This is a genomic window from Gandjariella thermophila, from assembly GCF_005405885.1.
GTDB lineage: Bacteria > Actinomycetota > Actinomycetes > Mycobacteriales > Pseudonocardiaceae > Gandjariella > Gandjariella thermophila.
The window spans coordinates 1-25138 of sequence record NZ_BJFL01000023.1 but is presented as its reverse complement, the minus strand read 5'-3'; the positions used below and the strand labels follow the sequence as shown (position 1 = coordinate 25138).

At 73.3% G+C, this 25138-nt stretch carries 25 protein-coding genes; 16 read left to right on the top strand and 9 right to left on the bottom strand.

All coding sequences use genetic code 11. The features are described from left to right. Positions 1-197: 197 nt before the first annotated feature. The 6 genes from ctaD to FFT21_RS19425 all read left to right on the top strand — a co-directional run bounded on the left by ctaD (position 198) and on the right by FFT21_RS19425 (position 5735). Entirely contained in the window at positions 198-1928 is a 1731-nt protein-coding gene (gene ctaD, locus FFT21_RS19450; RefSeq protein ID WP_137815343.1) for an aa3-type cytochrome oxidase subunit I, read from the top strand. A 93-nt stretch (positions 1929-2021) separates the two neighbouring features. Then, a complete protein-coding gene (locus tag FFT21_RS19445; RefSeq protein ID WP_137815342.1) occupies positions 2022-2636 on the top strand; it encodes a VOC family protein in 615 nt (204 codons plus the stop codon). Between the two features lie 98 nt (positions 2637-2734). After that, the gene (locus FFT21_RS19440; protein ID WP_137815341.1) at positions 2735-3607 is read left to right on the top strand and encodes an LLM class F420-dependent oxidoreductase; all 873 of its coding nucleotides are present in this window, start codon (positions 2735-2737) and stop codon (positions 3605-3607) included. A gap of 77 nt (positions 3608-3684) precedes the next feature. Further along, positions 3685-4497, top strand: coding sequence for an enoyl-CoA hydratase/isomerase family protein (locus FFT21_RS19435; RefSeq protein WP_137815340.1), 813 nt, complete (start codon positions 3685-3687; stop codon positions 4495-4497). 59 nt (positions 4498-4556) lie between these two features. Beyond that, entirely contained in the window at positions 4557-4865 is a 309-nt protein-coding gene (locus tag FFT21_RS19430; protein ID WP_225978561.1) for a DUF6412 domain-containing protein, read from the top strand. Between the two features lie 207 nt (positions 4866-5072). Further along, positions 5073-5735, top strand: a complete 663-nt coding sequence (locus tag FFT21_RS19425; protein WP_137815391.1) for a YidC/Oxa1 family membrane protein insertase — start codon at positions 5073-5075, stop codon at positions 5733-5735. Positions 5736-6347: 612 nt separating this feature from the next. On the opposite strand, the gene FFT21_RS19420 is transcribed toward FFT21_RS19425, so the two are convergent. Continuing rightward, positions 6348-7940, bottom strand: a complete 1593-nt coding sequence (locus FFT21_RS19420) for a PucR family transcriptional regulator (protein WP_137815339.1) — start codon at positions 7938-7940, stop codon at positions 6348-6350. 127 nt (positions 7941-8067) lie between these two features. Here FFT21_RS19420 and pruA point away from each other — a divergent pair, with 127 nt between their 5' ends. The 3 genes from pruA (at position 8068) to FFT21_RS19405 (ending at position 11369) form a co-directional block, all read left to right on the top strand. Then, positions 8068-9693, top strand: a complete 1626-nt coding sequence (gene pruA, locus FFT21_RS19415; RefSeq protein WP_137815338.1) for an L-glutamate gamma-semialdehyde dehydrogenase — start codon at positions 8068-8070, stop codon at positions 9691-9693. Between the two features lie 179 nt (positions 9694-9872). Then, a complete protein-coding gene (locus FFT21_RS19410) occupies positions 9873-10802 on the top strand; it encodes a proline dehydrogenase family protein (RefSeq protein WP_137815337.1) in 930 nt (309 codons plus the stop codon). Between the two features lie 69 nt (positions 10803-10871). Beyond that, positions 10872-11369: an isocitrate lyase/phosphoenolpyruvate mutase family protein gene (locus FFT21_RS19405; protein WP_225978560.1), complete on the top strand. Its 498-nt coding sequence runs from the start codon at positions 10872-10874 to the stop codon at positions 11367-11369. On the opposite strand, the gene FFT21_RS19400 is transcribed toward FFT21_RS19405, so the two are convergent. The 4 genes from FFT21_RS19400 to FFT21_RS19385 are packed head-to-tail and all read right to left on the bottom strand — an operon-like array spanning position 11321 to position 14055. After that, the gene (locus tag FFT21_RS19400; RefSeq protein ID WP_137815335.1) at positions 11321-12040 is read right to left on the bottom strand and encodes a hypothetical protein; all 720 of its coding nucleotides are present in this window, start codon (positions 12038-12040) and stop codon (positions 11321-11323) included. The genes FFT21_RS19405 and FFT21_RS19400 overlap by 49 nt on opposite strands. Positions 12041-12079: 39 nt before the next feature. Then, positions 12080-12970, bottom strand: coding sequence for a WXG100-like domain-containing protein (locus tag FFT21_RS19395; RefSeq protein ID WP_137815334.1), 891 nt, complete (start codon positions 12968-12970; stop codon positions 12080-12082). Positions 12971-13017: 47 nt separating this feature from the next. Then, positions 13018-13485: a type VII secretion target gene (locus FFT21_RS19390; protein ID WP_192909637.1), complete on the bottom strand. Its 468-nt coding sequence runs from the start codon at positions 13483-13485 to the stop codon at positions 13018-13020. A gap of 27 nt (positions 13486-13512) precedes the next feature. Beyond that, positions 13513-14055: a YbaB/EbfC family nucleoid-associated protein gene (locus FFT21_RS19385; RefSeq protein WP_137815332.1), complete on the bottom strand. Its 543-nt coding sequence runs from the start codon at positions 14053-14055 to the stop codon at positions 13513-13515. 121 nt (positions 14056-14176) lie between these two features. Between FFT21_RS19385 and FFT21_RS19380 the strand changes: the two genes are divergently transcribed. The 4 genes from FFT21_RS19380 (at position 14177) to FFT21_RS19365 (ending at position 18199) form a co-directional block, all read left to right on the top strand. Next, positions 14177-15895 (top strand): bifunctional 3'-5' exonuclease/DNA polymerase, encoded by a 1719-nt coding sequence (locus tag FFT21_RS19380; RefSeq protein ID WP_225978559.1) that lies wholly within the window; start codon positions 14177-14179, stop codon positions 15893-15895. Between the two features lie 115 nt (positions 15896-16010). After that, positions 16011-16601 (top strand): TetR/AcrR family transcriptional regulator, encoded by a 591-nt coding sequence (locus tag FFT21_RS19375; protein WP_137815331.1) that lies wholly within the window; start codon positions 16011-16013, stop codon positions 16599-16601. Positions 16602-16653: 52 nt separating this feature from the next. Then, complete coding sequence (locus FFT21_RS19370) at positions 16654-17421, top strand: ABC transporter ATP-binding protein (RefSeq protein ID WP_137815330.1); 768 nt, start codon at positions 16654-16656, stop codon at positions 17419-17421. Between the two features lie 43 nt (positions 17422-17464). Further along, positions 17465-18199, top strand: coding sequence for an ABC transporter permease (locus FFT21_RS19365; protein ID WP_137815329.1), 735 nt, complete (start codon positions 17465-17467; stop codon positions 18197-18199). On the opposite strand, the gene FFT21_RS19360 is transcribed toward FFT21_RS19365, so the two are convergent. Next, positions 18196-19464 carry an MFS transporter gene (locus tag FFT21_RS19360; protein ID WP_137815328.1) on the bottom strand — a complete coding sequence of 423 codons (1269 nt, stop codon included), beginning with the start codon at positions 19462-19464 and terminating at the stop codon, positions 18196-18198. The genes FFT21_RS19365 and FFT21_RS19360 overlap by 4 nt on opposite strands. Beyond that, positions 19461-20822, bottom strand: coding sequence for an MBL fold metallo-hydrolase (locus tag FFT21_RS19355; RefSeq protein WP_137815327.1), 1362 nt, complete (start codon positions 20820-20822; stop codon positions 19461-19463). The genes FFT21_RS19360 and FFT21_RS19355 overlap by 4 nt, the downstream gene beginning before the upstream one ends. Before the next feature lie 72 nt (positions 20823-20894). On the opposite strand from FFT21_RS19355, the gene FFT21_RS19350 reads away from it, so the two are divergent. From FFT21_RS19350 to FFT21_RS19340, 3 genes are all read left to right on the top strand, one after another. Beyond that, a complete protein-coding gene (locus FFT21_RS19350) occupies positions 20895-21551 on the top strand; it encodes an ArsR/SmtB family transcription factor (RefSeq protein WP_137815326.1) in 657 nt (218 codons plus the stop codon). Between the two features lie 227 nt (positions 21552-21778). Beyond that, positions 21779-23179: a glycoside hydrolase family 16 protein gene (locus FFT21_RS19345; RefSeq protein WP_137815325.1), complete on the top strand. Its 1401-nt coding sequence runs from the start codon at positions 21779-21781 to the stop codon at positions 23177-23179. 105 nt (positions 23180-23284) lie between these two features. After that, positions 23285-24415: a nucleotide disphospho-sugar-binding domain-containing protein gene (locus FFT21_RS19340; RefSeq protein ID WP_137815324.1), complete on the top strand. Its 1131-nt coding sequence runs from the start codon at positions 23285-23287 to the stop codon at positions 24413-24415. Between the two features lie 63 nt (positions 24416-24478). Here the strand turns inward: FFT21_RS19340 and FFT21_RS19335 are convergent, their stop codons facing one another. After that, entirely contained in the window at positions 24479-24694 is a 216-nt protein-coding gene (locus FFT21_RS19335) for a DUF397 domain-containing protein (protein ID WP_137815323.1), read from the bottom strand. A 23-nt stretch (positions 24695-24717) separates the two neighbouring features. Further along, positions 24718-25014 carry a Scr1 family TA system antitoxin-like transcriptional regulator gene (locus FFT21_RS19330; protein ID WP_225978558.1) on the bottom strand — a complete coding sequence of 99 codons (297 nt, stop codon included), beginning with the start codon at positions 25012-25014 and terminating at the stop codon, positions 24718-24720. Positions 25015-25138: the final 124 nt, after the last annotated feature.

Genomic DNA, 25138 nt, shown 5'->3' with positions numbered 1-25138 from the left:
CCGGGAACGAATTGCCAGCCGGCCGTGGGCGAGGCAGCATGGGCTGACGAAAGACGACGTCACCACGGCATACAGCCGCGATGCGCCGCCCGTCGAAGTTGGTCGACATGCGCGTCGGGAGTGTCCATGAGCGTGTCAGTTCGCGGCATCCACGGCGACCGTGGCGCGCGCCGCGGCCCGGAATCCGGGGAACGGCGATGACCGCGGTATCGCCCACGCCCGTCGTGGTCCACGAAAACGTCGCACGGCGACGGTCGAAGGGCTCGGCCTTTCTCGGCTGGGTGCGCACCACCGACCCGAAGCAGATCGGGATTCTCTACCTGACGACCTCGTTCGCGTTCTTCATGGCCGGCGGGTTGATGGCCATGTTGATGCGCGCCGAACTGGCGCGGCCGGGGCTGCAGTTCCTGTCCCAGGAGCAGTACAACCAGCTGTTCACCATGCACGGCACCATCATGCTGCTGCTGTACGCGACGCCGATCCTGTTCGGCTTCGCCAACGTGGTGCTGCCGCTCCAGATCGGTGCACCTGACGTGGCGTTTCCCCGGCTGAACGCGTTCTCCTACTGGCTGTTCCTGTTCGGCGGGCTGATCGTGATGTCGTCCTTCGTCACCCCGGGCGGGGCACCGGACTTCGGCTGGACCGCCTACACCCCGCTGTCGGACGCCATGCACTCGCCGGGGCTCGCCGGCAACCTGTGGATCACCGGCCTGATCGTCGCCGGCCTGGGCACCATCCTCGGCGGCGTCAACATGATCACCACGGTGGTCTGCCTGCGCGCACCCGGCATGACCATGTTCCGGATGCCGATCTTCACCTGGAACATCCTGATCACATCGATCATGGTGCTCCTGGCATTCCCGATCCTGACCTCGGCGCTGGCCGCGCTGCTGGCCGATCGGGTGCTCGGCGCGCAGGTGTACAACCCGGCCAACGGCGGCGCGATCATGTGGCAGCACCTGTTCTGGTTCTTCGGGCACCCCGAGGTCTACATCGTGGCGCTGCCGTTCTTCGGGATCATCACCGAAATCGTGCCGGTGTTCAGCCGCAAGCCGCTGTTCGGCTACAAGGGCATGGTCTTCGCCACGTGCTCGATCGCTGCGCTGTCCATGGCGGTGTGGGCGCACCACATGTTCGCCACCGGCGCGGTGCTGCTGCCGTTCTTCTCGATCATGACCTTTCTCATCGCGGTACCGACCGGCATCAAGTTCTTCAACTGGATCGGCACGATGTGGCGGGGCCAGCTCACCTTCGAGACGCCGATGCTGTTCGCGGTCGGCTTCCTGGTGACCTTCCTGCTCGGTGGCCTCACCGGAATCCTGCTCGCCTCGCCGCCGCTGGACTTCCACGTCACCGACACGTACTTCGTGGTGGCGCACTTCCACTACGTGCTGTTCGGCACGATCGTGTTCGCCACCTACGGCGGGATCTACTTCTGGTTCCCGAAGATGACCGGCCGGATGCTGGATGAGCCGCTGGGCAAGCTGCACTTCTGGACCACGTTCCTCGGCTTCCAGGGCACGTTCCTGGTGCAGCACTGGCTGGGGGCGATGGGCATGCCGCGCCGGTACGCGGACTACCTGCCCTCGGACGGGTTCACCACGCTGAACACCATCTCCACGGTCAGCGCGTTCGTGCTGGGCGCCTCGACGATCCCGTTCATCTGGAACGTGCTGCGCAGCTACCGCTACGGCGAACCGGCCGAGGTGGACGACCCGTGGGGGTTCGGCAACTCGCTGGAGTGGGCGACCTCCTGCCCGCCGCCCCGGCACAACTTCACCGAACTGCCCCGGATCCGCTCCGAGCGACCCGCGTTCGAGCTGCACTACCCGCACGCGGTGGAGCGCATCCGGGCGGAGGCACACTTCTCGCTGCGCGACCGGGCGTACACCACGTCCGGCGACGGGTCGTCCACTTCGGACGAATGAGAGCGGGTTCCCGGCGCCCGTCCCGCCCTTGGCTACCGTTGACGCCCGCGGCCCGTGCCCCGGCGGGCCGGCGGGATCGTGGTAGGAGGCGTCGTGCTCGATCACCTCGTCCTGGCCTGCCCCGACCTCGCCGGCGCGGTCGCCGACTTCCAGCGCCGGACCGGGGTTCGGCCGGTGGTCGGCGGCCGGCACGTGGGCCGGGGCACGGTCAGCCACCTGGTCAGCCTGGGCGGTCGGGCCTACCTGGAGATCATCGGACCGGACCCGGAGCAGTGCGAGCTGGACCAGCCGCGGCCGTTCGGCATCGACACCCTGGACCGGCCCCGGCTGGTGGCCTGGGCGGTGCGGGTGAAGGGCATCGAGGACTGGGCGGCCCGTGCCCGGGAGCACGGCTTCGACCCGGGGCCGGTGCAGCGGATGTCCCGCCGCACCGCCGACGGTGAGCTGCTGGAGTGGCAGGTGACCAGCCGCGGCCTGAACCGCGGCGACCTGGTGCCGTTCCTCATCGACTGGGGCGCCACCCCGCACCCGACGAACCGGCCGCTGCCCGTGGTGCCGCTGATCGAGCTGACCGGCACCCACCCGGAACCGGAGGCGGTGCGGGTGGCGCTGCGCGCGCTGGGCGTGGAGATGAAGGTGTTCCCCGGCGAGCGGGCCGCCCTGACCGCCAGCGTGAGCAGCCGCTACGGCCGGGTGGTGCTGGCGTGACGCACGGCACGCGCCGGCGCTGACCCGGACCGGGCCGGCGGGACCGGGCTGCCGCCGGCCGGGCTGCGCGGGTGCGCCTGGCCGGACACAATCGGCGCATGAAGATCGGCCTGCAGATCTCCGATTTCAGCTTTCCCGACGGACCTTCCCGGCTCGGCGGGCAGCTCGCCGCCGTGGCCCGCACCGCCGAGGTGGCCGGCTTCGACTCCATCTCGGTGATGGACCACTTCTTCCAGATCGGCTACATCGGGCCGCCGGAGCGGGAGATGCTGGAGGCGTACACCACCCTGGGCTACCTGGCCGGGGTCACCTCGAAGGCGAAGCTGATCACGATGGTCACCGGCGCGGTCTACCGCCATCCCGGGGTGCTCGCCAAGATCGTCAGCACGCTGGACGTGCTCTCCGGCGGCCGCGCCTGGCTGGGCATCGGCGCGGCCTGGTACGAGGAGGAGGCGCGCGGCCTGGGCATCCCGTTCCCGCCCAGGGCCGAGCGGTTCGAGCGGCTGGACGAGACGCTGCGGATCTGCCTGCGGATGTTCGCCGGCGACGAGAGCCCGTTCCACGGCAGCCACTATGCGCTGGAGCGGCCGCTGAACTCGCCCCGCCCGCTGCAGCGGCCGCACCCGCCGATCCTCATTGGCGGCGGGGGCGAGCGGAAGACGCTGCGGCTGGTCGCCCGGTACGCGCAGGCGTGCAACCTGTTCCCCGGCCCGGACCTGGCGCACAAGCTGGAGGTGCTGCGCGAGCACTGCGAGCGGGAGGGCCGCGACTACGGCGAGATCGAGAAGACCTGCCTGTACCGGTTCGACCTCGGGGAGAACGGCGAGCGGGTCGACGCGATCGTCGGCGAGCTGCGCGAGCTGGCCGGGCTCGGCATCCAGACCGTCATCGGCAGCGTCCGCGACGTCTGGCGGTTCACCCCGCTGGAGATCATCGGTCGCGAGGTCATCCCGGCCGTCGCCGACCTCTGAGCCCCGGCGACGGCGGCGTGATCAGAAGCACCACCATACTGGTATAGTGGCCTAGCCAATCTTGCTACATTGGCGTTATGTCACGGTCGGACCGGGTTCCGCCCGACGCGGAGGGGCAGGTCCACGTTCGGCTCCACCGGGACGGCGGCGTGGCGACGGTCCATCTCGGTGCCGGGGAACGGATGAACGCCCTGGGCATGGCCGGGTGGGCGGAGCTGGCCGCGGTCGCCGACCGGCTCGCCGCCGACCCGCCCGCCGCGGTGGTGGTGCGCGGCGCCGGTCGGGATTTCTGCGCCGGTTTCGATCTGCGGGAGTGGGTGGACGCGAACCCGAGGCACGTGGACGCCACCTTCACCGCGATGGAGACCGCGCTGCGCGCCATCGAGGGCATCCCGGTACCCACGGTCGCGGTGGTGCACGGCGCGGCCACCGGCGCCGGCTGCCAGATCATGCTCGCCTGCGACCTCCACGTGGTCTCGGCCGACGCCAGGGTCGGCATGCCGATCACCCGGCACGGCATCCTGGTCAGCGCGCCGTTCGCGCTGCGGCTGGCCACCCTGGTCGGCCCGGCCCGCGCCAGGGACCTGCTGTACACCGGCCGGCTGCTCAGCGGCGCCGAGGCCGCGGCTGCCGGGATGGCCACCCACGTGCACGCCGAGCACGAGGTCGACGGGGCGGCGGACGAGTTGCTGGCCACGCTGTGCGCCCAGCCGCCGGAGGCGCTGCGCGCGGTGAAGCGGTCCGTGCGGACCGGGCTGGAGCCGCTGCGGCGGGCCGCGGCCGCGGCGCCCGCCACGCCCGCCGCGGACGACGCCTTCCCGCACCGCGTGGCCGCCTTCCTGACCGCGAGGCGCCGCGAGCCCGCCCCCGGCGACGGCACGACCCCGTGAGCCGGTAGCCGCGTCCCGGTACAGTGGCGCCGAGTCGATGATCTCGTGAGGGAGCCCGCGTGCTGCGGTCGTGGTCCGTGCTGGTGGCACTGGTGCCTGCCATCGCGGTCCTGGGCGCACCGGGAGCAGCCGGCCCGAGCGGCCTGCTGAGCCTCGCCACCGCCGCCGTCCTCGTCGGCGCGCTGGCCGCCCTGTTGGTCGTCGACGACCAGCGGAGCGGGGCGCACGGCACCGCCTCGCCCGCCCGGGTCCGCGCGCTGGCGCTGCGCACCCGCTCCGGCCGGGCCGCCTTCCTCCGCCTGCGCGATCCCGACGCGCCCGGCCGCACCCGGCCGCGAGCGCCCTCGCCGGGCCCGGCGGCCGCGTAGCCACCCCACCCTTCCCGCCGGTCCGGCCCGGTAGACCAGCCACTCGAGATGGCCTTCGGGGCCGTCCGCCGGCGGGAAGCGGGCCCATTCCCGGCGTTCCGGGTCCTTTCCGTATGTCCCGCAGCGCGGCCGCCTCCGCCCGTCCGAGTTCGTTCGCGACAGACGTCGGAGTGCGCTGTGTTCCCGTTCACCCTGCTCGACGCACCCATGTCGGGCGCGTACCACCTGGTCGCCGCGTTGGCCGGGGCGGTTCACCCGCTGCTCGGCGGAGCCAGCACGGCGGCCGCGATCATGCTGTTCACCGCCGCCGTTCGCCTGCTGCTGCACCCGCTGGTCCGCGCCCAGGTTCGCGCGGAGCGGGCGCGGGCCGCGCTGCAGCCCGAGGTCGACCGGCTGCGGCGGCGACACCGCGACCAGCCTGAACGGTTGCAACGCGAACTCGTCGCGCTGCACCGGCGGCACGGCGTGCCGATGTTCGCCGGCTGCCTGCCCACCCTGCTGCAACTGCCGTTCTTCTCGGTCACCTACCGCCTGTTCAGTTCGCCGACCGTGGGCGGGGTAACGAACGCGCTGCTCGGCCACACCCTGTTCGGCGTGCCGCTGGGCGCGCACCTGTTCGGCAGCCTCGGCGGGTCCGGCGTGCTGGTGTTCGCCGGACTGGCCGCGCTGCTCGCCGTGGTTGCCGCGCTGTCCTCGGTGTGGTTGGCCCGCACCACGCCGGCCACCGCGCCCGCGGGCCGGTTGCTGCGGCTGCTGCCGTTCGGCACCGTGCTCGCCGCCGCGGTGCTGCCGCTGGCCGCCGGGCTGTACCTGCTCACCTCGACCACCTGGACGCTGGTGGAACGGGCCGCGCTGCGCCGGAGAGGTTAGCCCCGGTGTGGCCGGCGTACCGGCGCTAACCTGGAGAAACGCAGTGACTGTCGAGGTCGGTGGGGATGAACAGCGACGTCGAAGAGATCCTCGCGACACACGAGACCCGGGCGCAGCGGGTGCAGGCGGTACTGCGGCTGGCCTTCGTCGCGGTCATGGTGCTCGCCGTCTACGCCGGCACCCAACCGCGGGAGTGGGCCGCCCAGCTCGGGTTGGCGGTCGGCTATGCCGGCTGGGCGGTGGCCCTGACCTGGCTCTGGTACCGCCGGCCGCCGCGAACACACGGCCGGCGGACGACCGCGTCCGCCATGCTGGTGGACATCGTCGTGGTGCTGGTCCTGCAGCTGCTCTCCGACGGTGGCTACCTGCCGCTGGTGCTGCTGCTGTTCCTGCCGATGTTCTCCGCCGCGCAGATCAGGACGGACATCGCGCGCGTCTCCGTGGTGGCCATCTTCCTCGACACCGACTATCCGCGCCGGCACCCGAACGACGCGCTGCTGCTCAGCACGGCCCGCGAACTGCTCAGCAACGTCTCCCGGCACGCCCGCGCCGAGCACGTGCGGGTGGCCCTGCGTGACCACGACCGGTACGTCTCACTGGACGGACGGCCGGTCAGCCGGGCAACCGAAGCTGCAGCGCGGCGAACAGGCGCTGCCGCGGGTCGCCGAGGTCGAGGCCGGACACCTCGGCGGCCCGCCGCACCCGGTAGCGCAGCGTGTTCGGGTGCACGTGCAGGTCGGCCGCGGCGGCCCGCACGTCGCCGAACGCGTCCAGGTAGGCCAGCAGCGAGCGGACCAGTTCGCTGCCGTGCTCCGCGTCGTGCTCGGCCAGCCGGGTCAGCCGGGGGTCGCGAACCTCGGGGTGCGCGGCCAGCAGCGCCAGCGTCTCGCTGACCAGCACGGTGGACCGCACGTCGGCCAGCGTGGCCACGTCCAGGTCCAGGTCGCGGGCCATCGCGTCGAGCACCCGGTCCGCCTCGGCGCGGGAGTCCGGCACGTCGGCAAGACCGTCGACGACGCGGCCCACCGCGGCTCGCACCGCCACGCCGAGGTGCCGGCGCGCGGCGGCGACCATCTCCCGGGTCAGCCCGATCAGCGGGGCGCCGGCGGGCAGGTCGGGCAGCAGCACGTAGGTCCGCGCGCCGACCGGGGTGACCAGCGCGCTACGCCGGTACGCCGCGGCGTGCACGGAGACCAGGCCGGTCAGCTCGGCGCGGCGCAGTTCCAGCTCGGCGCGCCCAGCCGAGCGGGCCGGTGCGCCGGTGGGCAGCGCGAACGCCACCACGGCGGCCGGGCGGGCGGCGTCCGCGCCGATCTCGCCGGCCACCGACGCGGCGTCCACCCGCCCGTCGAGCAGCGCGGCGAGCAGGTCCTCGCGCAGCCGCGGCACGCCGGTGGCCTCGCTGCGCTGCCGGATCAGGTGCAGCGCGGTCACCCGGGCCGCGCCGAGCAGCGCCCGCTCGGCCCGCTCCCCCAGCGGCGCCCCGCTCTCCTGCACCCAGATGGTGCCCAGCGGCTGCTCGCCGGCGTGGATGCCGACCGCCAGGCGGCGGCGGATGCCCAGTTCCGGCCGCTCGTCGATGCGCACCACCTCCTCGCCGGAGCGCAGCCGCTCGTACACGCCCCACTCGCGGAGCAGCGCCAGGTAGGGCTCCGGTCCCTGCCGGCCGAGGATGGACAGCCGGCGCAGCTCGTCCACCTCGTCGGAGGACCGCGAGTAGGCCAGCACGCGGTTAGCGGTGTCCTCGATGCTGACGATGCCCTCGGTGACCGCGGCGATCGTCTGGGCCAGCGCGAACAGGTCGCCGAGCGGCTCGCCGGGGTCGCCCGCGGTGCTGACCACGCCGCGGGCCAGCGCGGCGAGCTGCTCCCAGCGCACCTCGGGCCGCACCGCCAGGAACGCGACGCTGGCGTCCCGGGCGGCCGCGGCGAGCATGGTCGCGTCCTGCGCGCGGTCCACCTTGACCGCGACCGCCGTGGCACCCCCGGCTCCGGCGCCCCGCACCGCACGCACCGCTGCCCGGCCGCGCGCCCCGATGACCAGCACCAGGTCGCCGAACCGGGCCTCCAGGTCGTCGTCCGGGTCGAGGATGACCACGTCGCGGACGGCGGCGTCGAGGCCGGACGGGGCGGCCCGCAGTTCGGCCAGCGGCTCGCCGAGAGCCAGCAGCACCTGCTCCAGGGTCGCCGCGCGCTCTTCCGGCACCGGACGCTCCCTTGTCAGCTCGGACGACGGGTGGCGGTCGATGTTATCCGGACGGACAACCCGGGCGGGCGGTGCGCGGCATAGCGTTGCGCGGAACCCGAAACACTCCGGCACGAAGGAGGCACCCGTGGACGCCGTGACCCAGGTTCCCGCCCCGGCCAACGAACCGGTGCTCGGCTACGCCCCCGGCAGCCCGGAGCGGGCCCGGCTGGAGCGGAGGCTGGCCGAACTCGCCGCCGAGCCGGTCGAGCTGACCTGCACGATCGGCGGCGAGCAGCGGATGGGTGGCGGCGAGCGGGTCGACGTGGTGCAGCCGCACAACCACCGTGCGGTGCTCGGCACGCTGGCCGGCGCCACCCAGGAGGACGCCAAGGCAGCGATCGCCGCGGCGCAAGAGGCGGCGCCGGCGTGGCGGTCGATGCCCTTCGACGAGCGCGCGGCGATCCTGCTGCGCGCCGCCGACCTGCTGGCCGGCCCGTGGCGGGACACGCTGAACGCGGCGACCATGCTGGGCCAGTCCAAGACCGTGCAGCAGGCGGAGATCGACGCGGCCTGCGAGCTGATCGACTTCTGGCGGTTCAACGTGCACTACGCCCGCCGGCTGCTGGCCGAGCAGCCGGCCAGCGTGCCGGGCGTGTGGAACCGGATGGAGCAGCGGCCGCTGGAGGGCTTCGTCTACGCGATCACGCCGTTCAACTTCACCGCGATCGCCGGCAACCTGCCCACCGCGCCCGCACTGATGGGCAACGCGGTGCTGTGGAAGCCCTCGCCCACCCAGCAGTTCGCCGCGCACCTGACCATGCGGCTGCTGGAGGAGGCCGGCCTGCCACCCGGTGTGATCAACATGCTGCCGGGGGACGGCCGCGCGGTGTCCGAGGTGGCGCTGGCCGATCCGGACCTGGCCGGCATCCACTTCACCGGCTCGACCGCGACGTTCCAGCACCTGTGGGCCACGGTGGGCGCGAACATCACCCGCTACCGCGGCTACCCGCGGATCGTCGGCGAGACCGGCGGCAAGGACTTCGTGCTCGCCCACTCCTCGGCGAACGTGGACGTGCTGCGCACCGCGCTGGTCCGCGGCGCGTTCGAGTACCAGGGGCAGAAGTGCTCCGCGGCGTCCCGCGCCTACATTCCTCGGTCGGTGTGGCAGCGGATGCGCGACGACTTCCTCGCCGAGGTGGAGTCGCTGACCGTCGGTGACGTGACCGACCTGCGCAACTTCATGGGCGCGGTGATCGACCGCCGGGCCTACGACCGGCTGGCCGGCGTGCTGCGGCGCGCGCACGAGGATGCCACCGTCGAGGTGCTGGCCGGGGGCACGGCGGACGACTCGACCGGCTACTTCGTCCGGCCGACCGTCCTGCTCGGCGAGGACCCGGGGCACGACGTGTTCCGCACCGAGTACTTCGGCCCGATCCTGGCCGTGCACGTCTACGAGGACGGCGCCTTCGACGACATGCTGCGCGTGGTCGACCAGACCGCCGCGTACGGCCTGACCGGCGCGGTCATCGCGGACGACCGGGCCGCGGTGGCGAAGGCCGCCGAGGCGCTGCGGTTCACCGCGGGCAACTTCTACGTCAACGACAAGCCGACCGGGTCGATCGTCGGCCAGCAGCCCTTCGGCGGCGCCCGCGCGTCCGGCACCAACGACAAGGCCGGCTCGGTGTTCAACCTGCTGCGCTGGACCAGCCCCCGGTCGATCAAGGAGACGTTCGTCCCGCCGACCGACTACCGCTACCCGCACATGGGTTGATCTCCCTGGGGGGCCGACCGTCCCTTCAGGACCGTCCGGTGTGGACACCGCAGCGCCGACCGCGCCGATTGTCCACAGCGGACACCGCAACCAGCCGTCCCGGCGGGCGGGAGCGCGATGCTCCGATCCCGAGCGCCCGCCGGGACCGGCGTGACCCCGCACCAACCGAGGACCCCACGATGCTCCGCCCCGCCCTGCTCGCCGTCTCCCGATCCGCGCGCACCCGCGCACTGGTCGAGGCGACCCCGCTGACCCGTCCGGTCGTCGACCGGTTCGTCGCCGGGGCCGCCCTGGACGACGCCATCCGCGCGACCCGGGAGCTGGTCGCGGGCGGCTGCCACGTCACCGTCGACCATCTCGGCGAGGACGTCGCCGACGCGCGGGACGCGGACGCCACGGTGGATGCCTACCTGCGGCTGCTCGCCACGGTGCGGGACGCGGGGCTGGCCGACCGGGCCGAGGTGTCGGTGAAGCTGTCCGCGGTGGGCCAGTTCCTCCCCCGGGACGGCGAGAAGATCGCGCTGGACAACGCCAGGCGGATCTGCGAGGCGGCGGCCGCCGCCGGCACCACGGTCACCTTGGACATGGAGGACCACACCACCACCGACGCCACCCTCGGCATCCTGCGCGACCTGCGGGTGGACTTCCCGTGGGTGGGCGCGGTGCTCCAGGCCTACCTGCGGCGTACCGAGGGGGACTGCCGCGACCTGGCCACCGCGGGATCGCGGGTGCGGCTGTGCAAGGGCGCCTACCGGGAGCCGGCCTCGGTGGCGTTCCAACGCCGGCACGAGGTGGACGCCTCCTACGTGCGCTGCCTGAAGGTGCTGATGCGCGGGCCGGGTTACCCCATGGTGGCCTCGCACGATCCGCGGCTGGTCGCGATCGCCGAGCACCTCGCCGGCGACGCCGGCCGCGAGCCGGGCAGCTACGAGTTCCAGATGCTGCACGGGGTGCGCCCGCGTGAGCAGCGGCGGATCGCCGCGCGAGGTCACACCATGCGGGTCTACCTGCCCTACGGGGACGCGTGGTACGGCTACTTCATGCGCCGGCTCGCCGAACGCCCGGCCAACGTCGTGTTCTTCCTCCGCTCCCTCGCCGGCACCGGCTGAGCGTCACGAACCGGGCCGCCGGCTCGTCCAGACGGTGCAAGCTGTTTCTCCGGGCAGAAGGTGGCGACGGTGGACCTGACCCGACTGCGCAAGCACACCGAGCGGCTGCGCGAGGTCCGGGACGCCGCCCGCGCCGCCGGGGTGGACGTGGTGATCAACGCGCGGGTCGACGTCTACCTGCACGACAAGGACGGCGAGCACCGGCTGGCCGAGGCGCTGCGCCGGGCCCGGGCCTACCGCGCGGCCGGCGCCGACTGCGTCTACCCGATCCTGGCCGGCGACGAGCCGACGATCCGAGCCCTGGTCGACGGGGTGGACGGCCCGGTCAACATCCTCGCCCGGCCCGGCGCGCCCGGTCTGGACAAGCTGGCCGCGCTCGGGGTGGCCCGGATCTCCTTCGGCGGCGGGCTGCACCGGCTGGTCATGCACGCCCTCGGCGGGGCACTCGGCAAGATCGCGGACAACGCCGACCGTACGCGGGCTGACTCCCCGCGGTACCGGCGAGCGGTACCCGGCGCTCAACGCCACACCCCCGCAGGCACATGGCCGAGGAACTCGGCGAGGTAGTCGACCATCGGGTTGATCATCTCGGGCCGCATCGGCGCCGGGCCGAAGGCCACGTCGCTGGTGGTCCAGGTGCTCACGGTGGCGCCCTCGATCCGGATCGGGAAGTACCGCGCCCGTGGGTCGGCGAGCAGCCACTGGATCACCGCCGGCGGCAGCACCGCGCGGGCGAACTCGGCGCTGTCCGAGACCAACCGGAACGCCGCGTCGAAGGCATCGTGACCGAGCCGGAGTTGGCCGGCCACGGGCCGCCGCGCCGCGGACAGCTCCAGCGTGGGGCGGCCTTCCGGCAGGTCGATCGAGACGACGGTGTACTGGCGGGTCGGTGAGGTGCCGAGTCGGCGGACGTAGACCAGCTGGTCGTAGGTATAGACGAAGGCGACCGCCCGGTACCCGCGGTGCTGGGCGCGGAGCACCTGCCGGATGCGGTGGCCGCGTGCGTTGCGGCCGCCGTGCGCCGCGGCCAGCGGGCCGCCCGTGAAGCGGTCCACCAGCCGGTCATCCGGCGGTTCGGGCACCCAGTCGACGCGGCCCGGTCCAGGCAGGACGGTGCCGGCCGGCGGCCGGGTGCTAGCGAACTCCTTGCGCTGCCGGGTGTCCCGAACCACGAACAGCACGGCAGCCACCAGGACCATCCCGGACAGCGCCGCGAGCACCGGCACGGCTGCGCCCACCGCGTTTCCCTCCCTCCCGATGTGCCGAGATCGCCTGCCCTACTGAGCGACGGCGGGCCCCGCCTGGACATCCTTGCCGATCCGCTGCAGCGACGGCAGGACCTTGACGATCTCGGAGAACAGCGTGTTGAGCTTGCTCGCGATGAACAGGCCGTCGGTGAGCACCTTCACCAGGCTCTTCACCAGCTTCGCGGCCACCGCGGTCTCCCGCTCGATGGCGCCGGTGGCTTCCTCGGCGACCACCGGCGTGGCGGCGCCGAGGGTGCAAGCCTCCTGGAGCGCGTCCGAGGCCAGCTCGCCGACCAGGTTGGCGATAATGTCCCGGATCGTGCCGCGCACCGTGCTCACCAGTTCGGCGCCGATGGTGACGAGCGCGCTCATCGCGTCCGCGAGCGCGGCGGCGGAGGCGAGCGCCTCCACCAGGACACTGGCCCGGCGGTGGTAGGCGTCCGCGGCCGGGCCGTGCCAGCCGGCGATGTCCCGGGAGACCGACTCCCGGTAGTTCGTCCCGGTGGTGGTGAGCTGCCTGCTGATGTTCTTCCAGGTGTTGGCGACCCCGGTGACGGTGTCCGGGTTACCGGCCAGCTCGTCCAGCATGAGCTTCAGCGGTTTGAGGTGGTCGATCATCCAGCCGGCGAGCATGCTGAGCGCGCTGCCGAGCGGGTCCTGGATGAGGCCGAGGGTGTCCAACCCGACGGCGACCATGTCGAAGCTGGACGCCCAACCGTTTCCGCTTTCGATGTCCTTCTTGTACTGCAGGAAGTCGTCGATGATGCCGGTGCCCGAGTACCAGTTGCCGCCTGGTCCGGAGGTCACCGGGTTCAGCGCGCTGTAGTCCCCTTTGGACAGCTCGACCGGGTTGATGCCGAACTCGTACTCCTTGGGGTTGAACCGCGACTTCGGATCGACCAGAGGGTTGTCGCCCGCCACGTGCTCCTCGCCTCACTTTCCTCGTGCGGGTGGCTGACCGTTCGGAGCTACCGCGTTGCCTGCTGTCCAGGCCCGGCACCTGGCGCGTCGCCGGGAACGTTCGGCGGCGGGCTCACCCGGTGCGTCGGTGCCGGGGACTCGACGCGTTCCGGGGCCGGGCCGGCACCGGCCACCGCGGGAGGCTTGGCGTTGCCGTCCATCCGGTCGTGGATCTGCCGCATCCGGTGCGCCTGATCCTCCTCGGCCCGCTGGTAGGCGTCGGCGGTCTGACCGAGTTGGTCCGCGGTCAGTCCCAGCGATTCGGAGATCCGCTTGACGATGTCGATGCCGATCTCCGCCAACGGCCGGACACCGAGCGGGAAGAACTGGCAGATCACCCCGTACGCGTTGGCCCACCCGCCCGGCGTTACCTGGTGTGCCGCGTCCACCGCGAGGTTCGTGGCGGCCTGCGCGGCCCGGGTGTGCTGCGCATGGGCACGGAGTTCGTCGGAGATGACGTGCAGCGAGCCGGTCACCGTGTCGCGCTCCTTTCGGATTCGGGTTCAACGCAGGAACGACCGGTGCGCCCAGTCGTCATCGCCGTCGTCGCTGGGGGCGCCCTGACGCCGCGGAGCCGGCTTCGGCGGGGCGGGCGGCTCCTGCGCCAACTCGCCAAGCCGGATCTCGGCGGCGGGCTCAGTCCGGGTGCCGGCGTCCGCGGGCGGCTCCGGGAAGCGGCCGCGGAAGCCGGCCACGATCTTGGCCGCCGCCGGGTCGTCGCCGGGCACGGTCTCGGCAACGATGTCCCGCACCCGTTCCGCGATGCGCGCCTGGGCGCGCTGCACGCAGGCCAGCACCCGCGCGGCGATCTCGTTCGGACTGAGCTGCCGCGCCCGGTCGGTGAGGGCAAGGCCGGTCAGGGCGCCGCCGGAATTGACCGTGGCGCGCACGACGCCGTCCGGCGACCGCTCGGTGACGGTGACCGCCTCGATCTTCTGCCGTACCATGGCGAACTGCTGGTGTCGCTGCCGAGCCTGCGCCGTGATGTCATCGAGCATGCGCGTGACGGCCTCGGGGTCGCGCCCGAACATCGGCCCGCTGCCCATCCCGGTCCCCTCCCACGTCGTCGGTCCGGTTCCACCAGTGACCGACGCAGCCGGACCGAGCGCGGTTCCACCCCGGGCCGCCGTACCCGGGTAACGTACGGCGCGGCGGCCGGGACTGTCGGTGCCGCGGCGCACAATCGGCTTCGTGCTGGTCTTCGTCGTTCCGCGCGGGGGTGGTGCCGGCCGGGTGGCCGGGCACCTGGGCGTGTTCACCGAGGACGGCACCCCGGCCGGCGAGCCCGAGTGGCTGGACGATCTGGCGCCGCGCGTCGCCGAGCTGGAGCGCACCCACCGGCCGCGGTGGGTGTGGCCGCACACCGCGGACATCTACCCGGACCTGCTGCGCTCCGGGGTGCGGGTGGAACGCTGCCACGACCTTGCGCTCGCCGAGGGTCTGATTCTGAACTACCACGGCCGGCACGGCGAGCCCCGAGCCCTGGCCGCCGCGTGGGCCCGCGCCCGGGGGCTGCCGGTGCCGGACGACCCGCCGCCGGTGCGCCGGGAGGACCAGCCGACCCTGTTCGAGCCGGACCGCAGCCCGCTGCCGGACGGGGTCGACCCGGTGCGCGCCGCGGTCACCGTGCACGGCGGGCAGCAGCGGGCGGCCGGCGAGGTCGAACATCCCGACCGCATGCGGGTGCTGATCGCCGCCGAGTCGGCCGGTGCGCTGGCCGCCGCGGAGATGTCGCACGCCGGCCTGCCGTGGCGGGCGGACGTGCACGAGGCGCTGCTCGCCGAGCTGCTCGGTCCCCGGCCGGCGCCGGGTGCGCGGCCGGCCCGGCTGGCGGAGCTGGCCGAGAAGATCGCCGCCGCGCTCGGCGGCCGGCAGGTCAACCCGGACAGCCCGGCGTCGGTGGTGCGCGCGTTCGCCGCCGCCGGCGTCGACGTGCCGTCCACCCGGGCGTGGGTGCTCCGCGAGGTCGACCATCCGGCCGTCGAACCGCTGCTCGAGTACAAGGAGCTGGCCAGGCTGTACGCGGCGCACGGCTGGTCGTGGCTGGAGTCCTGGGTGCGGCACGGCCGCTTCCACCCCGAGTACGTGGTCGGCGGGGTGGTGTCCGGCCGGTGGGCCACCCGCGGTGGTGCGGCGCTGCAACTGCCCAGGGCGCTGCGGTCGGCGGTGCGCGCCGAGCCGGGCCACGTGCTCGTGGTGGCCGACGCCGCGCAGCTCGAGCCGCGGGTGCTGGCCGCCCTGGCCGGGGACGCACGGCTGGCCGAGGTCGCGGCCGCCGGCGACCTGTACGCGAGCCTCGCCGCGGACTCGTTCGCCGGGGACCGCGCGCGGGCCAAGGTGGCCATGCTCTCCGCCATGTACGGCGGCAGCAGCGGCGGAGCCGGGCCGCTGCTGGCCGTGCTGCGCCGCCGGTTCCCGGACGCCGTCGGCTACGTGGAGGCCGCGGCCCGCACCGGCGAGCAGGGCGGGCTGGTGCGTTCCCGGCTGGGCCGGACCAGCCCGCCGCCGTCGGCCGCGTGGCGCGAGATGATCGGTGGCGGCTCCCGGCCGGAGGCGGACGAGACGGCACAGCGCCGTTCGCTGCGCGCGGCCCGGGACTGGGGCCGGTTCACCCGGAACTTCGTGGTGCAGGGCAGCGCGGCCGACTGGGCGGCGGCGCTGCTCGCCGTGCTGCGCCGCCGCCTTTCCGCCAGGGTGTCCGCCGCCGAACTGGTGTTCTTCCAGCACGACGAGGTGCTGGTGCACTGCCCGGAGGCGGTGGCCGACGCGGTGTGCGCGGAGCTGTGCTCGGCCGCCGAGGAGGCGACCCGCCTGGTGTTCGGGGCCACGCCGGTCCGCTTCCCGCTCGACGTGCACGTGGTCACCTGCTACGCGGACGCCAAGTAGCGCGGCCTGTGCCGGCCGGTCGGCGCGCCGCGGTCGCCCGCACCGGAGAGACTGGTCCCGGAGACACCGGCGCCGTGAACCGGTCGGGGGCCGGTTCGGGACGAGGGAGGCGAGCGTGGCGCGGGCGGGTCGTCGGCCGGGGCGGACGGGGACGCGGGAGCGGATCCTGGCCGCGGCGCGCGAACTGTTCGGGCAGCGCGGCTACGAGGGCACCACGATCCGGGCGATCGCCGCCGCGGCCGAGGTCAACCCCGCGCTGCTGCACCACTTCTTCGGCACCAAGGAGCAGGTTTTCGTGGCCGCGCTGAACCTGCCCATCGACCCGGCCACGGTGGTGCCGCGCATCCTGGACGGGCCGCGCGGGGAACTCGGCCAGCGGATGGTGCGCGTGATGCTCGAGGTGTGGCGGCAGCCGGACGCCCGGGCGTCCTTCCTCGCCCTGCTGCGCTCGGTGGCCAGCCACGAGGACGCGGTCCGGATGTTCCGCCAGTTCGTGGAGCGCACCGTGCTGGAACGCCTCGCCGGCGCGCTCGGCGTGCCAAAGCTGCGGCTGACCACCGCGGCGGCGCAGGTGATCGGGTTGGCGCTGCTGCGGTTCGTGATCGGCATGGAGCCGCTGTCCACCGCCGACGAGGAGGAGATCGTCCAGCTCGTCGCCCCGGTCATCCAGTACTACGTGGACGGTCGCGGCCCGTCTCGACCCTGAGGATGTCCCCCGCCCTTGACCGCGCCGCGGCCGGCCACACAGAATTAAACGTATGACTAATTCGCCTGCGGTCGACGTGGCCGGGCTCCGGGTCCGCCGCGGCGGCCGGGAGGTGCTGCACGGGCTGTCCTTCGCGGTGCCGCGCGGCTCGATCACCGGCCTGGTCGGCCCGAGCGGCTGCGGCAAGACGACCTTGCTGCGCGTGCTGGTCGGCGTGCAGGCGGTCGCCGGGGGCGCGGTCACGGTGCTGGACCGGCCGGCGGGCAGCGCCGCGCTGCGCCGGCGCATCGGATACTCGCCGCAGAGCCCCGCGGTGTACCCGGACATGACGGTCGCCGAGTGCCTGCGCTACTTCGCGGCGGCGCGGCGGGCGCCGCGCGCGGACGTGCGCCGGGTGCTCGACGAGGTCCGGCTGACACCCGAGGCCGGCGCGCTCGTCGGGCGACTCTCCGGCGGTCAGCTCAGCCGGGTGAGCCTGGCGGCCGCCCTGCTCGGCGCGCCGGAACTGCTGGTCCTCGACGAGCCGACGGTCGGGCTCGACCCGGTGCTGCGCGACGAACTCTGGACGCTGTTCCACCGGCTCGCCGGGCGCGGCGTGACCCTGCTGGTGTCCAGCCACGTCATGGACGAGGCCGCCCGCTGCCAGCGGCTGCTGCTGATGCGCGGGGGCCGGCTGCTCGCCGATGACACCCCGGCCGCGCTCCGCGCGGCGACCGCCGCGGACGACCTGGACCAGGCGTTCCTCCGGCTGGTACGCGCCGAGGAGGCGCGGGAGACGGCTGCCGGGACGAACCCGCGGACGACGGAGGTGGCTTCCTGATGCGTGCGCCAAGCCGCAGCCGCCGACGTGGGAGGGAGGGGCCGTGAACCCGGTCATCACGCTGGCGACGGCGCGGCGGCTGCTCACCCAGCTCCGGCACGACCCCAGGACGGTGGTGATGCTGGTGCTGCTGCCCACCGCCCTGCTCGTGCTGCTGCGCTACGTCTTCGACTCCGAGCGCCTCTTCGCCCACCTCGCCCCCGCGCTGCTGGCCGTCTTCCCGTTCCTGATCATGTTCATGATCAGCTCGATCATCACGCTGCGCGAGCGCACCACGGGCACGCTGGAACGGCTGATGACCATGCCGATCGCCAAGCTCGACCTGCTCCTCGGCTACGCGCTGGCGTTCGGGCTGCTCGCCGTGCTCCAGGTGGCCGTCACCCTCGGGGTGTCGCTGGCCTGGCTGGGCGTGGACATCGCTGGTCCGGTGTGGACACTCGTGCTGGTGGCCGTGCTGGACGCGCTGCTCGGCATGGCGCTCGGCCTGTTCGTCAGCGCGTTCGCCCGCACCGAGTTCCAGGCCATGCAGTTCATGCCGGTGTTCGCGATGCCGCAGATCCTCCTCTGTGGACTGCTCCAGCCGCGCGGCCAGATGGCCACCGTGCTCGGCTGGGCGTCCGACGTGATGCCGCTGTCCTACGCCGTGGACGCGCTGAACCACGTCACGTCGTCCAGCACGGTGGACACGGACCTGGTCCGGGACATCGCGATCGTCGCCGGCTGCGTGCTGCTCGCGCTCCTGCTTGGCGCCGCCAACCTGCGCCGCCGCACGCCCTAACCGGCCCGCTCGCGCGGGTGGGTCTCGTACATGCGGGCGGCGACGACGAGCCCGGAGGCGGCGGTGATCGCGGCGACCACCCACACCGCGCCGCGCACGCCCCACAGGTCGGCGGCGACGCCGGAGACCACGGCGCCGACGGCGAAACCGCCGTCCCGCCACAGCCGGTACACGCCAACCGCGCGGGCCCGCCAGGCCGGGTGGGCCACGTCGCCGATCACCGCGAGCAGCGTGGGGTACACCATGGCGGTGCCGGCACCGAGCAGCACGGCCGCCGCGGCCCACAACCCGAAGCCGTCGCCGGCGGCGACCAGGGCCAGGGCGGCGGCCTGGACCAGCATCCCCGCGGTGATCAGGCCCTTGCGGCCGCAGCGGTCGGACAGCGGGCCGGTGACGAGCTGCCCGAGGCCCCAGACCGCCGGGTAGAGCGCGGTGAGCACGCCCATCCGGCCGATGGACAGGCCGCCGGCGACGAACAGGATCGGGAACAGGCCCATGGCCAAGCCGTCATTGAGGTTGTTCACCATGCCGGCCTGGCTCGCCGCGGACAGCGCCGGTTCCCGCAGGCTGGTGTGGCCGAACACCTCCCGCGCGGTGAGCCCGGCGTGCAGGGGGTCGTGCCGGCCGCCCGCGCGGGGCACGTGCTGCGCGGCCTCCAGCCGGGCGTGGTCGCGGGTCTCCCGCACGGCGAAGGTGGTCAGGCCGAGGCCGAGCACGACGTAGCAGGCGCCGAGCAGGAACGGCGCCGGCCGCAGCCCGTAGCGGGCGGCGAGGTAGCCGGTGGTGGCGGCGGTAACCGCGACGGCGCCGTAGCCGGCGGCCTCGTTGAGCCCCATGGCCAGCCCGCGCCGGGCCGGGCCGGCCAGGTCGATCTTCATGATCACCGTGGTGGACCAGGTGAGCCCCTGGTTGACGCCGAGCAGCACGTTGGCCGCGACGACCCAGCCCCAGTTGGGTGCCCAGATGAGCAGCAGCGGGACCGGGACGGCCACCAGCCAGCCGGCCAGCAGCACGGGCTTGCGGCCGAACCGATCGGCGAGGGTGCCGGCGGCGTAGTTGGTGGTCGCCTTGGTGACGCCGAAGGCGAGCACGTACGTCAGCAGGGCGGTGTAGGCGGTGAGCCGGAAGTCCCGCTCGGCCAGCAGGGGCAGCACGTTGCGCTCCTGCCCGAGTACCCCGCCGACCAGCGCGTTGACCGCGACCAGCAGGCTGAACTGGGCCAGGTTGGCGCGTAGCCCGAGCCGCACCGGCCGGGTGGTGGTCATGGCCCGGTCGCCAGCTCCCGGCCGGTGACCGCGACCCAGTCCTCCGGTCCGCCCCGCAGCACGGCGAGATCGCGGTGCCCGGCCCGCTCCAGCAGGCTGGCCGCGCCCATGGCGCGCTCGCCGTGACCGCACATCACCACCGTCGGCTCGCGTGGCAACTCCTCCGCCCGGCCGGGCACATCGCCCAGCTCGACGTGCGCGGCGCCGGGCAGGTGGCCGGCGGCGAACTCCGGCGCCTGGCGGATGTCCAGCACCCGCGCCGCGCCGATCTCGCCGGCGCGCACCAGGCGGGTGCTGGCCGTGGGCTGCCCGGCGGCGGTCCACGCGTCCAGGCCGCCGGCCAGCTCGCCGGCGAGGTTGCGGTAGCCGATCTTGGCCGCCTGCCAGGCGACCTCACCGGGATCCTGGTCCGCCGACCGCACCACCACCAGCGGCCGGTCCTGCGGTGCGAGCCAGCCCAGCCAGGAGGCGAACTGCGGGCGCAGCGGGATGGACAGCGCCCCGGGCACGTGCGCCGCGGCGAACTCCGGCACCGGCCGCACGTCGACCAGCTCGGCGCCCCCGGCCAGCAGCGACCGCACGGCGGCCACGTCCAGCGGGGCCAGCGCGGGGTCGGCGTCGAGCACGACCGGGCCGCGCCGGTTCACCTCGGCCAGGCGGAGGAAGTACGGCGGGAAGCTGCCCAGCGAGCCGAGCAGCGCGGCGACGAAGGCGTCCTCGTCAGCGGCGCGGAGTAGCGGGTTGGTCTCCCGCTCCCGGCCGATGGTGCTGGTGCGCCGGGTACCGGGCGGCGCGGAGCAGAAGGAGCCGGCGCCATGTGTCGGCCACACCGCCACCTCGTCCGGCAGCACGGCCAGCCGCCGCAGCGAGGCGTACTGCCGGCGGGCCAGGTGCTCGGTGCGCTCCGGGCCGCTCAGGTCGGTCCGGGCGGCCGCGCCCACCAGCAGCGACCCGCCGGTGAACACGCCGACCGGGGTGTCCCCATCGAGCAGCAGGAAGGACAGGTGCTCGTGGGTGTGCCCGGGGGTGGCCAGGGCGCGCAGCCGCAGGCCGCCGAGGTCGATCTCGTCGCCGTCGTGCAGCCCGGTGTGCGGGAACTCCCGGTTGCCGGCCGCGGAGGCGAGAATCCGGGTGCCCTCGGTGACGGCCAGCTGCCGGGCGCCGGAGACGAAGTCCGCGTGCAGGTGGGTGTCCGCGGCGAACGCCACGGCGAGCCCGCGGCGCCGGGCGGCCTGGCGCGCCCCGCGCAGGTCGAGGCTGACGTCCACCACCAGCGCCCGCCCGTCGCCGAGATCGAGCAGGTAGGCCGAGTTGCCCAGCCCCTCGTCAACCAGCGGAACGACATCGACCGTGCCCATGCCAGCCCTCCCCGCGGTCCGGCGGCCACCCTACCGCCGTTATACACTATTCCATAGATCAGTGGAGGAACGATGAGCGATCGGGACGCGAAGGCGGCGCTGTACGAGCAGTTCGCCCGGGTCGGCAAGGCGCTGGGCAGCGGCAGGCGGCTGGAGCTGCTGGACCTGCTGGCCCAGGGGGAGCGCACCGTGGAGTCCCTGGCGCGGGCCGCGGGCCTGGGCCTGACCACCGCGTCCGCGCACCTGCGGACGCTGCGGCAGGCCAACCTGGTGGCCACCCGCCGGGAGGGCACCCGGGTGTACTACCGGCTCGCCGGCACCGACGTCGCCGCGCTCTACGCGCTGGTGCGCACGGTCGCCAGCGCCCACCTGCCGGATGTCGGGGCGGCGGCCGCCGCCTATCTCGGCCCGGACACCGAGTCGGTCAGCCGGGACGATCTGCTCCGCCGCGTCCGCGCCGGCGAGACCATCGTGCTCGACGTGCGCCCGCGCGAGGAGTACGCCGCCGGGCACATCCCGGGGGCGATCTCGGTACCGGTGACGGAACTGCTCGGCCGGCTCGCCGAGATCCCGGCCGACCAGGAGATCGTCGCCTACTGCCGGGGGGCGTACTGCGTGCTCGCGCACGACGCGGTGCGCCTGCTCACCGCGCACGGCCGAGCCGCGCGCCGGCTGGTCGACGGGATGCTGGAGTGGCGCCTGGCCGATCTTCCGGTGGCCACCGGGTAGCCCGCCCAGCCGGCTCCGGTCCGCACCGCGCCGCCGGCGGCGAAGAGGACGAGGCGGCCCCGCCCCCACCTCCCCTGGGTCACCCATGTGCCGGGATGCGCGGCGTGGCGGGGCGAACCGGTTGGTCCGAACGGTCGATTGGACTCCGGTTGTGAGAGCGCTCTCATAATCGAGTCAGTGGCCGGTCGGCCCGGTCACCGAATCCCGCCGTGACAAGGAGGTCACGCATGCATGCCATCTCTCGCGCCAGCCGACGGTGGCGCGCGCTGCTCGCCGCCGGCGCCGCCGCCGCGGTGGTGCCCGCCGGATTACTCACCGCCGGCCAGGATCGGCCGGCGCATGCCGCTCCCGCCCCGCCCAGCGGGTTCACCACCATCTGGAGCGACGACTTCGACGGCGCGGGCGGCACCCTGCCGTCCTCCGCCAACTGGCTGTTCGACACCGGAACCGGCTACCCCGGCGGCGCCGACCACTGGGGCACCGGTGAGGTCGAGACGATGACGAACAGCCCGAACAACGTCTCCCTGGACGGCAACGGCCACCTGGCCATCCGCCCGGTGCGCGACGCGTCCGGCAACTGGACGTCGGCGCGCATCGAGACCCAGCGCACCGACTTCCAGCCGCCGCCGGGCGGCGTGCTGCGCGTCGAGGCGTCCATCCAGCAGCCGAACGTGAACACCACGAACGGCCTCGGCTACTGGCCGGCGTTCTGGATGCTCGGCGCACCGGCCCGCCCGGTCGGCGCGACCAACTGGCCGAGCATCGGCGAGATCGACATCATGGAGGACATCAACGGCCGCAGCTCGGAGTTCGGCACCTTCCACTGCGGCACCGACCCGGGCGGGCCGTGCGACGAGACCACCGGCATCGGCAGCGGTGAACGCGGCTGCGCCGGCTGCCAGACCGGTTTCCACACCTACGCCATGGAGCTGGACTACAGCACCAACCCGCAGCAGATCCGCTGGTACCTGGACGGCAACAACTTCTTCACCGTCAACGCCAACCAGGTCGACCAGACCACCTGGAACAACGCCACCCAGCACGGTTTCTTCGTCATCCTGAACGTGGCCATGGGCGGTGGCTTCCCCGCGGCGTTCGGCGGCGGCCCCACCTCGGCCACCGTCTCCGGCCAACCCATGCTGGTGGACTACGTCTCGGTGGCCACCAAGGGCGGCAGCGGTGGCACCACGACCACGACCGCCCCGTCCAGCGGCACCACCAGCGCGTACGGCACCATCCAGGCGGAGAGCGCCAGCCAGACCTCGGGCCTGGCCACGGAGTCCACCATGGACACCTCGGGAGGCCAGGATCTCGGCCAGCTCGCCAACGGGGCGTGGGCCGAGTACCCGAACGTCGACTTCGGCGCCACGCCGGCCACCCAGTTCCACGGCAGGGTGGCCTCCGGCGCGGCCGGCGGGGTGAGCGGCCTGGTCGAGGTGCGGCTGGACCGCAGGGACAGCGCGCCGATCGGCAGCTTCGCGGTGGCCAACACCGGCGGCTGGCAGAGCTGGCGGACGATACCGGCCAACATCGCCGCCACCACCGGCGTGCACACCGTCTACCTGACGTTCACCAGCGGCCAACCGGCCCCGTTCGTCTCGCTGAACTGGTTTGACTTCGCCCACTAGCGACCCGGGTCGGGTGGGCGGGAACACCGCCCACCCACCATGGGCCGGCAGCGGGGCGAGTAGCGTCCACGAGCGCAGGTGATGATCGGGGGAAGGACGGGCCGGATGCGGGTTCTCTTCGTCTCCACGCCGGGCATCGGGCACGCGTTCCCGATGGTGTCGCTGGCGTGGGCGCTGCGTGCGGCCGGGCACGAGGTGCTGTTCGCCACCGGGGCCGACGCGCTGGCGGTGCGGAACGCCGGGCTGCAGGTCGTGGACATCGCCCCCGGCCTGACCATGCGGGACCTCTTCGCGCGGGTGCACGAGGAGCAGCCGGAGCTGGTGGAGCGGATGCGGAGCGGCCAGCTTCGGGACGTCCGCCTGGCGATCACCGCGTTCGGCCGGATCGCCAGCCACCTCGCCGACGGAGTGGTCGAGGCCGCCGAGGACTGGCGGCCGGACCTGGTGGTGTACTCCCAGTTCCAGGGCACCGGCCCGCTCGCCGCCGCCAAGCTGGGCGTGCCGGCCGTCGGGCACGGCTTCGGCTTCGCCCGCGCCGAGGACGCTCTGCCGCTGCTGCACGAGCACATGACCGACGCCTACGACCGGCACGGGGTGGCCGCGCCGCCGCGGCGGCATGCCACCATCGACGTGGCGCCGCCCAGCATGCTGGGCGGCGAGCCGCACGGCTGGTCCATGCGGTACGTGCCGTACAACGGCGGCGCAGTGCTGCCGGAGTGGCTGGTCCGGCCGGCGGAGCGGCCCCGCATCGCGGTCACCCTGGGCACCGTCGTGCCGCGGATGTCCGGGCTCGGCCCGGTGGAACGGATCGTGGCGGCGGCAAGGCACGTGGACGCCGAGTTCGTGCTCGCCCTGGGCAACACGGACACCGGAGCCCTCGGCGAGCTACCGGACAACGTCCGCCCGGTCGGCTGGACCCCGCTCGGCGCGCTGCTGCGCACCTGCGCCGCTGCCGTACACCACGGCGGCGCGGGCACCACGCTCACCGTGCTCGACGCGGGCGTGCCGCAACTCGTGGTGCCCGACGGCGCGGACCGCTACATCAACGCCCACGCGGTCACCGAACGCGGCGCCGGGCTGACCGCCGAGGCGGACGCGGTGGACCCGGACCTGCTCGGCGAGTTGCTCGGCAACGACAAGCTGCGCCGGGCCACCGCCGAGGTGCGCGCCGAGATGGCCGCCATGCCCGCCCCCGCCGCCCTGGTACCCCGCCTGGAGACATTGGCAGCCGGCTGATGCCGGCGGCGGGCGGGAAGCCCCCGACTGAACGGACCGGCCCGAACGACGCAAACGCACACCTCAGCGCGTGCCATGGATGTCGAACCGCCCGGCTACGATCTCTGCCCGAAAACCGTCCCATGTGGACGGTGAAAGCATCAGCACCGGCCCACCCGGATTCTTCGAGTCCCGCACCGCGACGACCTCGCCAGCCAGGGCAACCTCAACGCACTGGCCGCCACTGGAGCCGCTCCAGCTGCTCTTGCGCCAGTTTCCGCAGCTCAGCGGCGGCTCCATATCGCGCACTCCTCAGCGACCGGTCACCCATACGTGGCCGCAACTGTAGCAATCAAGTCCTCGGATTCCTCGGGGCTGAGCGCCGTCTCACGTAGCCGACCAAACACCACGCTGTACTGGCTGACATCGGCGACCTTCTGCAGGTAAGTTGCTCCCACTACGTCTTCCAGATACACCACGGATCGCTTCTGAGCCGGGAACTTCAGCAGCGTGAACGACGACGCGACGACCAGTTGACGAACAGCCTCCCGAGGCACGACCCGAAGTACGACGTTGGGCTCGGTTGACATCTTCTGAAGATGTCGCAGCTGACGGAACATTGAGCGTTATTCAGGCCGGCTTGATCACCTCAAAGTAGGGCAACGACCCCGATCAGGTAAGATCGTTTTCCTACCACAGAACACGACTTACAGGCGGGGCCGTTGCGTTACCAGTCTACTACAG

Excerpts from the sequence above, each read along its gene's own strand:
- FFT21_RS19435 (WP_137815340.1), top strand. The coding sequence starts at position 3,685 with ATGTCACGGTCGGACCGGGTTCCGCCCGACGCGGAGGGGCAGGTCCAC.
- FFT21_RS19370 (WP_137815330.1), top strand. The coding sequence starts at position 16,654 with ATGACTAATTCGCCTGCGGTCGACGTGGCCGGGCTCCGGGTCCGCCGC.
- FFT21_RS19335 (WP_137815323.1), bottom strand. The coding sequence starts at position 24,694 with ATGGAGCCGCCGCTGAGCTGCGGAAACTGGCGCAAGAGCAGCTGGAGC.
- FFT21_RS19440 (WP_137815341.1), top strand. The coding sequence starts at position 2,735 with ATGAAGATCGGCCTGCAGATCTCCGATTTCAGCTTTCCCGACGGACCT.
- FFT21_RS19340 (WP_137815324.1), top strand. The coding sequence starts at position 23,285 with ATGCGGGTTCTCTTCGTCTCCACGCCGGGCATCGGGCACGCGTTCCCG.
- FFT21_RS19410 (WP_137815337.1), top strand. The coding sequence starts at position 9,873 with ATGCTCCGCCCCGCCCTGCTCGCCGTCTCCCGATCCGCGCGCACCCGC.
- ctaD (WP_137815343.1), top strand. The coding sequence starts at position 198 with ATGACCGCGGTATCGCCCACGCCCGTCGTGGTCCACGAAAACGTCGCA.
- FFT21_RS19385 (WP_137815332.1), bottom strand. The coding sequence starts at position 14,055 with ATGGGCAGCGGGCCGATGTTCGGGCGCGACCCCGAGGCCGTCACGCGC.
- FFT21_RS19425 (WP_137815391.1), top strand. The coding sequence starts at position 5,073 with ATGTCGGGCGCGTACCACCTGGTCGCCGCGTTGGCCGGGGCGGTTCAC.
- FFT21_RS19355 (WP_137815327.1), bottom strand. The coding sequence starts at position 20,822 with ATGGGCACGGTCGATGTCGTTCCGCTGGTTGACGAGGGGCTGGGCAAC.
- FFT21_RS19330 (WP_225978558.1), bottom strand. The coding sequence starts at position 25,014 with ATGTTCCGTCAGCTGCGACATCTTCAGAAGATGTCAACCGAGCCCAAC.
- FFT21_RS19345 (WP_137815325.1), top strand. The coding sequence starts at position 21,779 with ATGCATGCCATCTCTCGCGCCAGCCGACGGTGGCGCGCGCTGCTCGCC.
- FFT21_RS19350 (WP_137815326.1), top strand. The coding sequence starts at position 20,895 with ATGAGCGATCGGGACGCGAAGGCGGCGCTGTACGAGCAGTTCGCCCGG.
- FFT21_RS19360 (WP_137815328.1), bottom strand. The coding sequence starts at position 19,464 with ATGACCACCACCCGGCCGGTGCGGCTCGGGCTACGCGCCAACCTGGCC.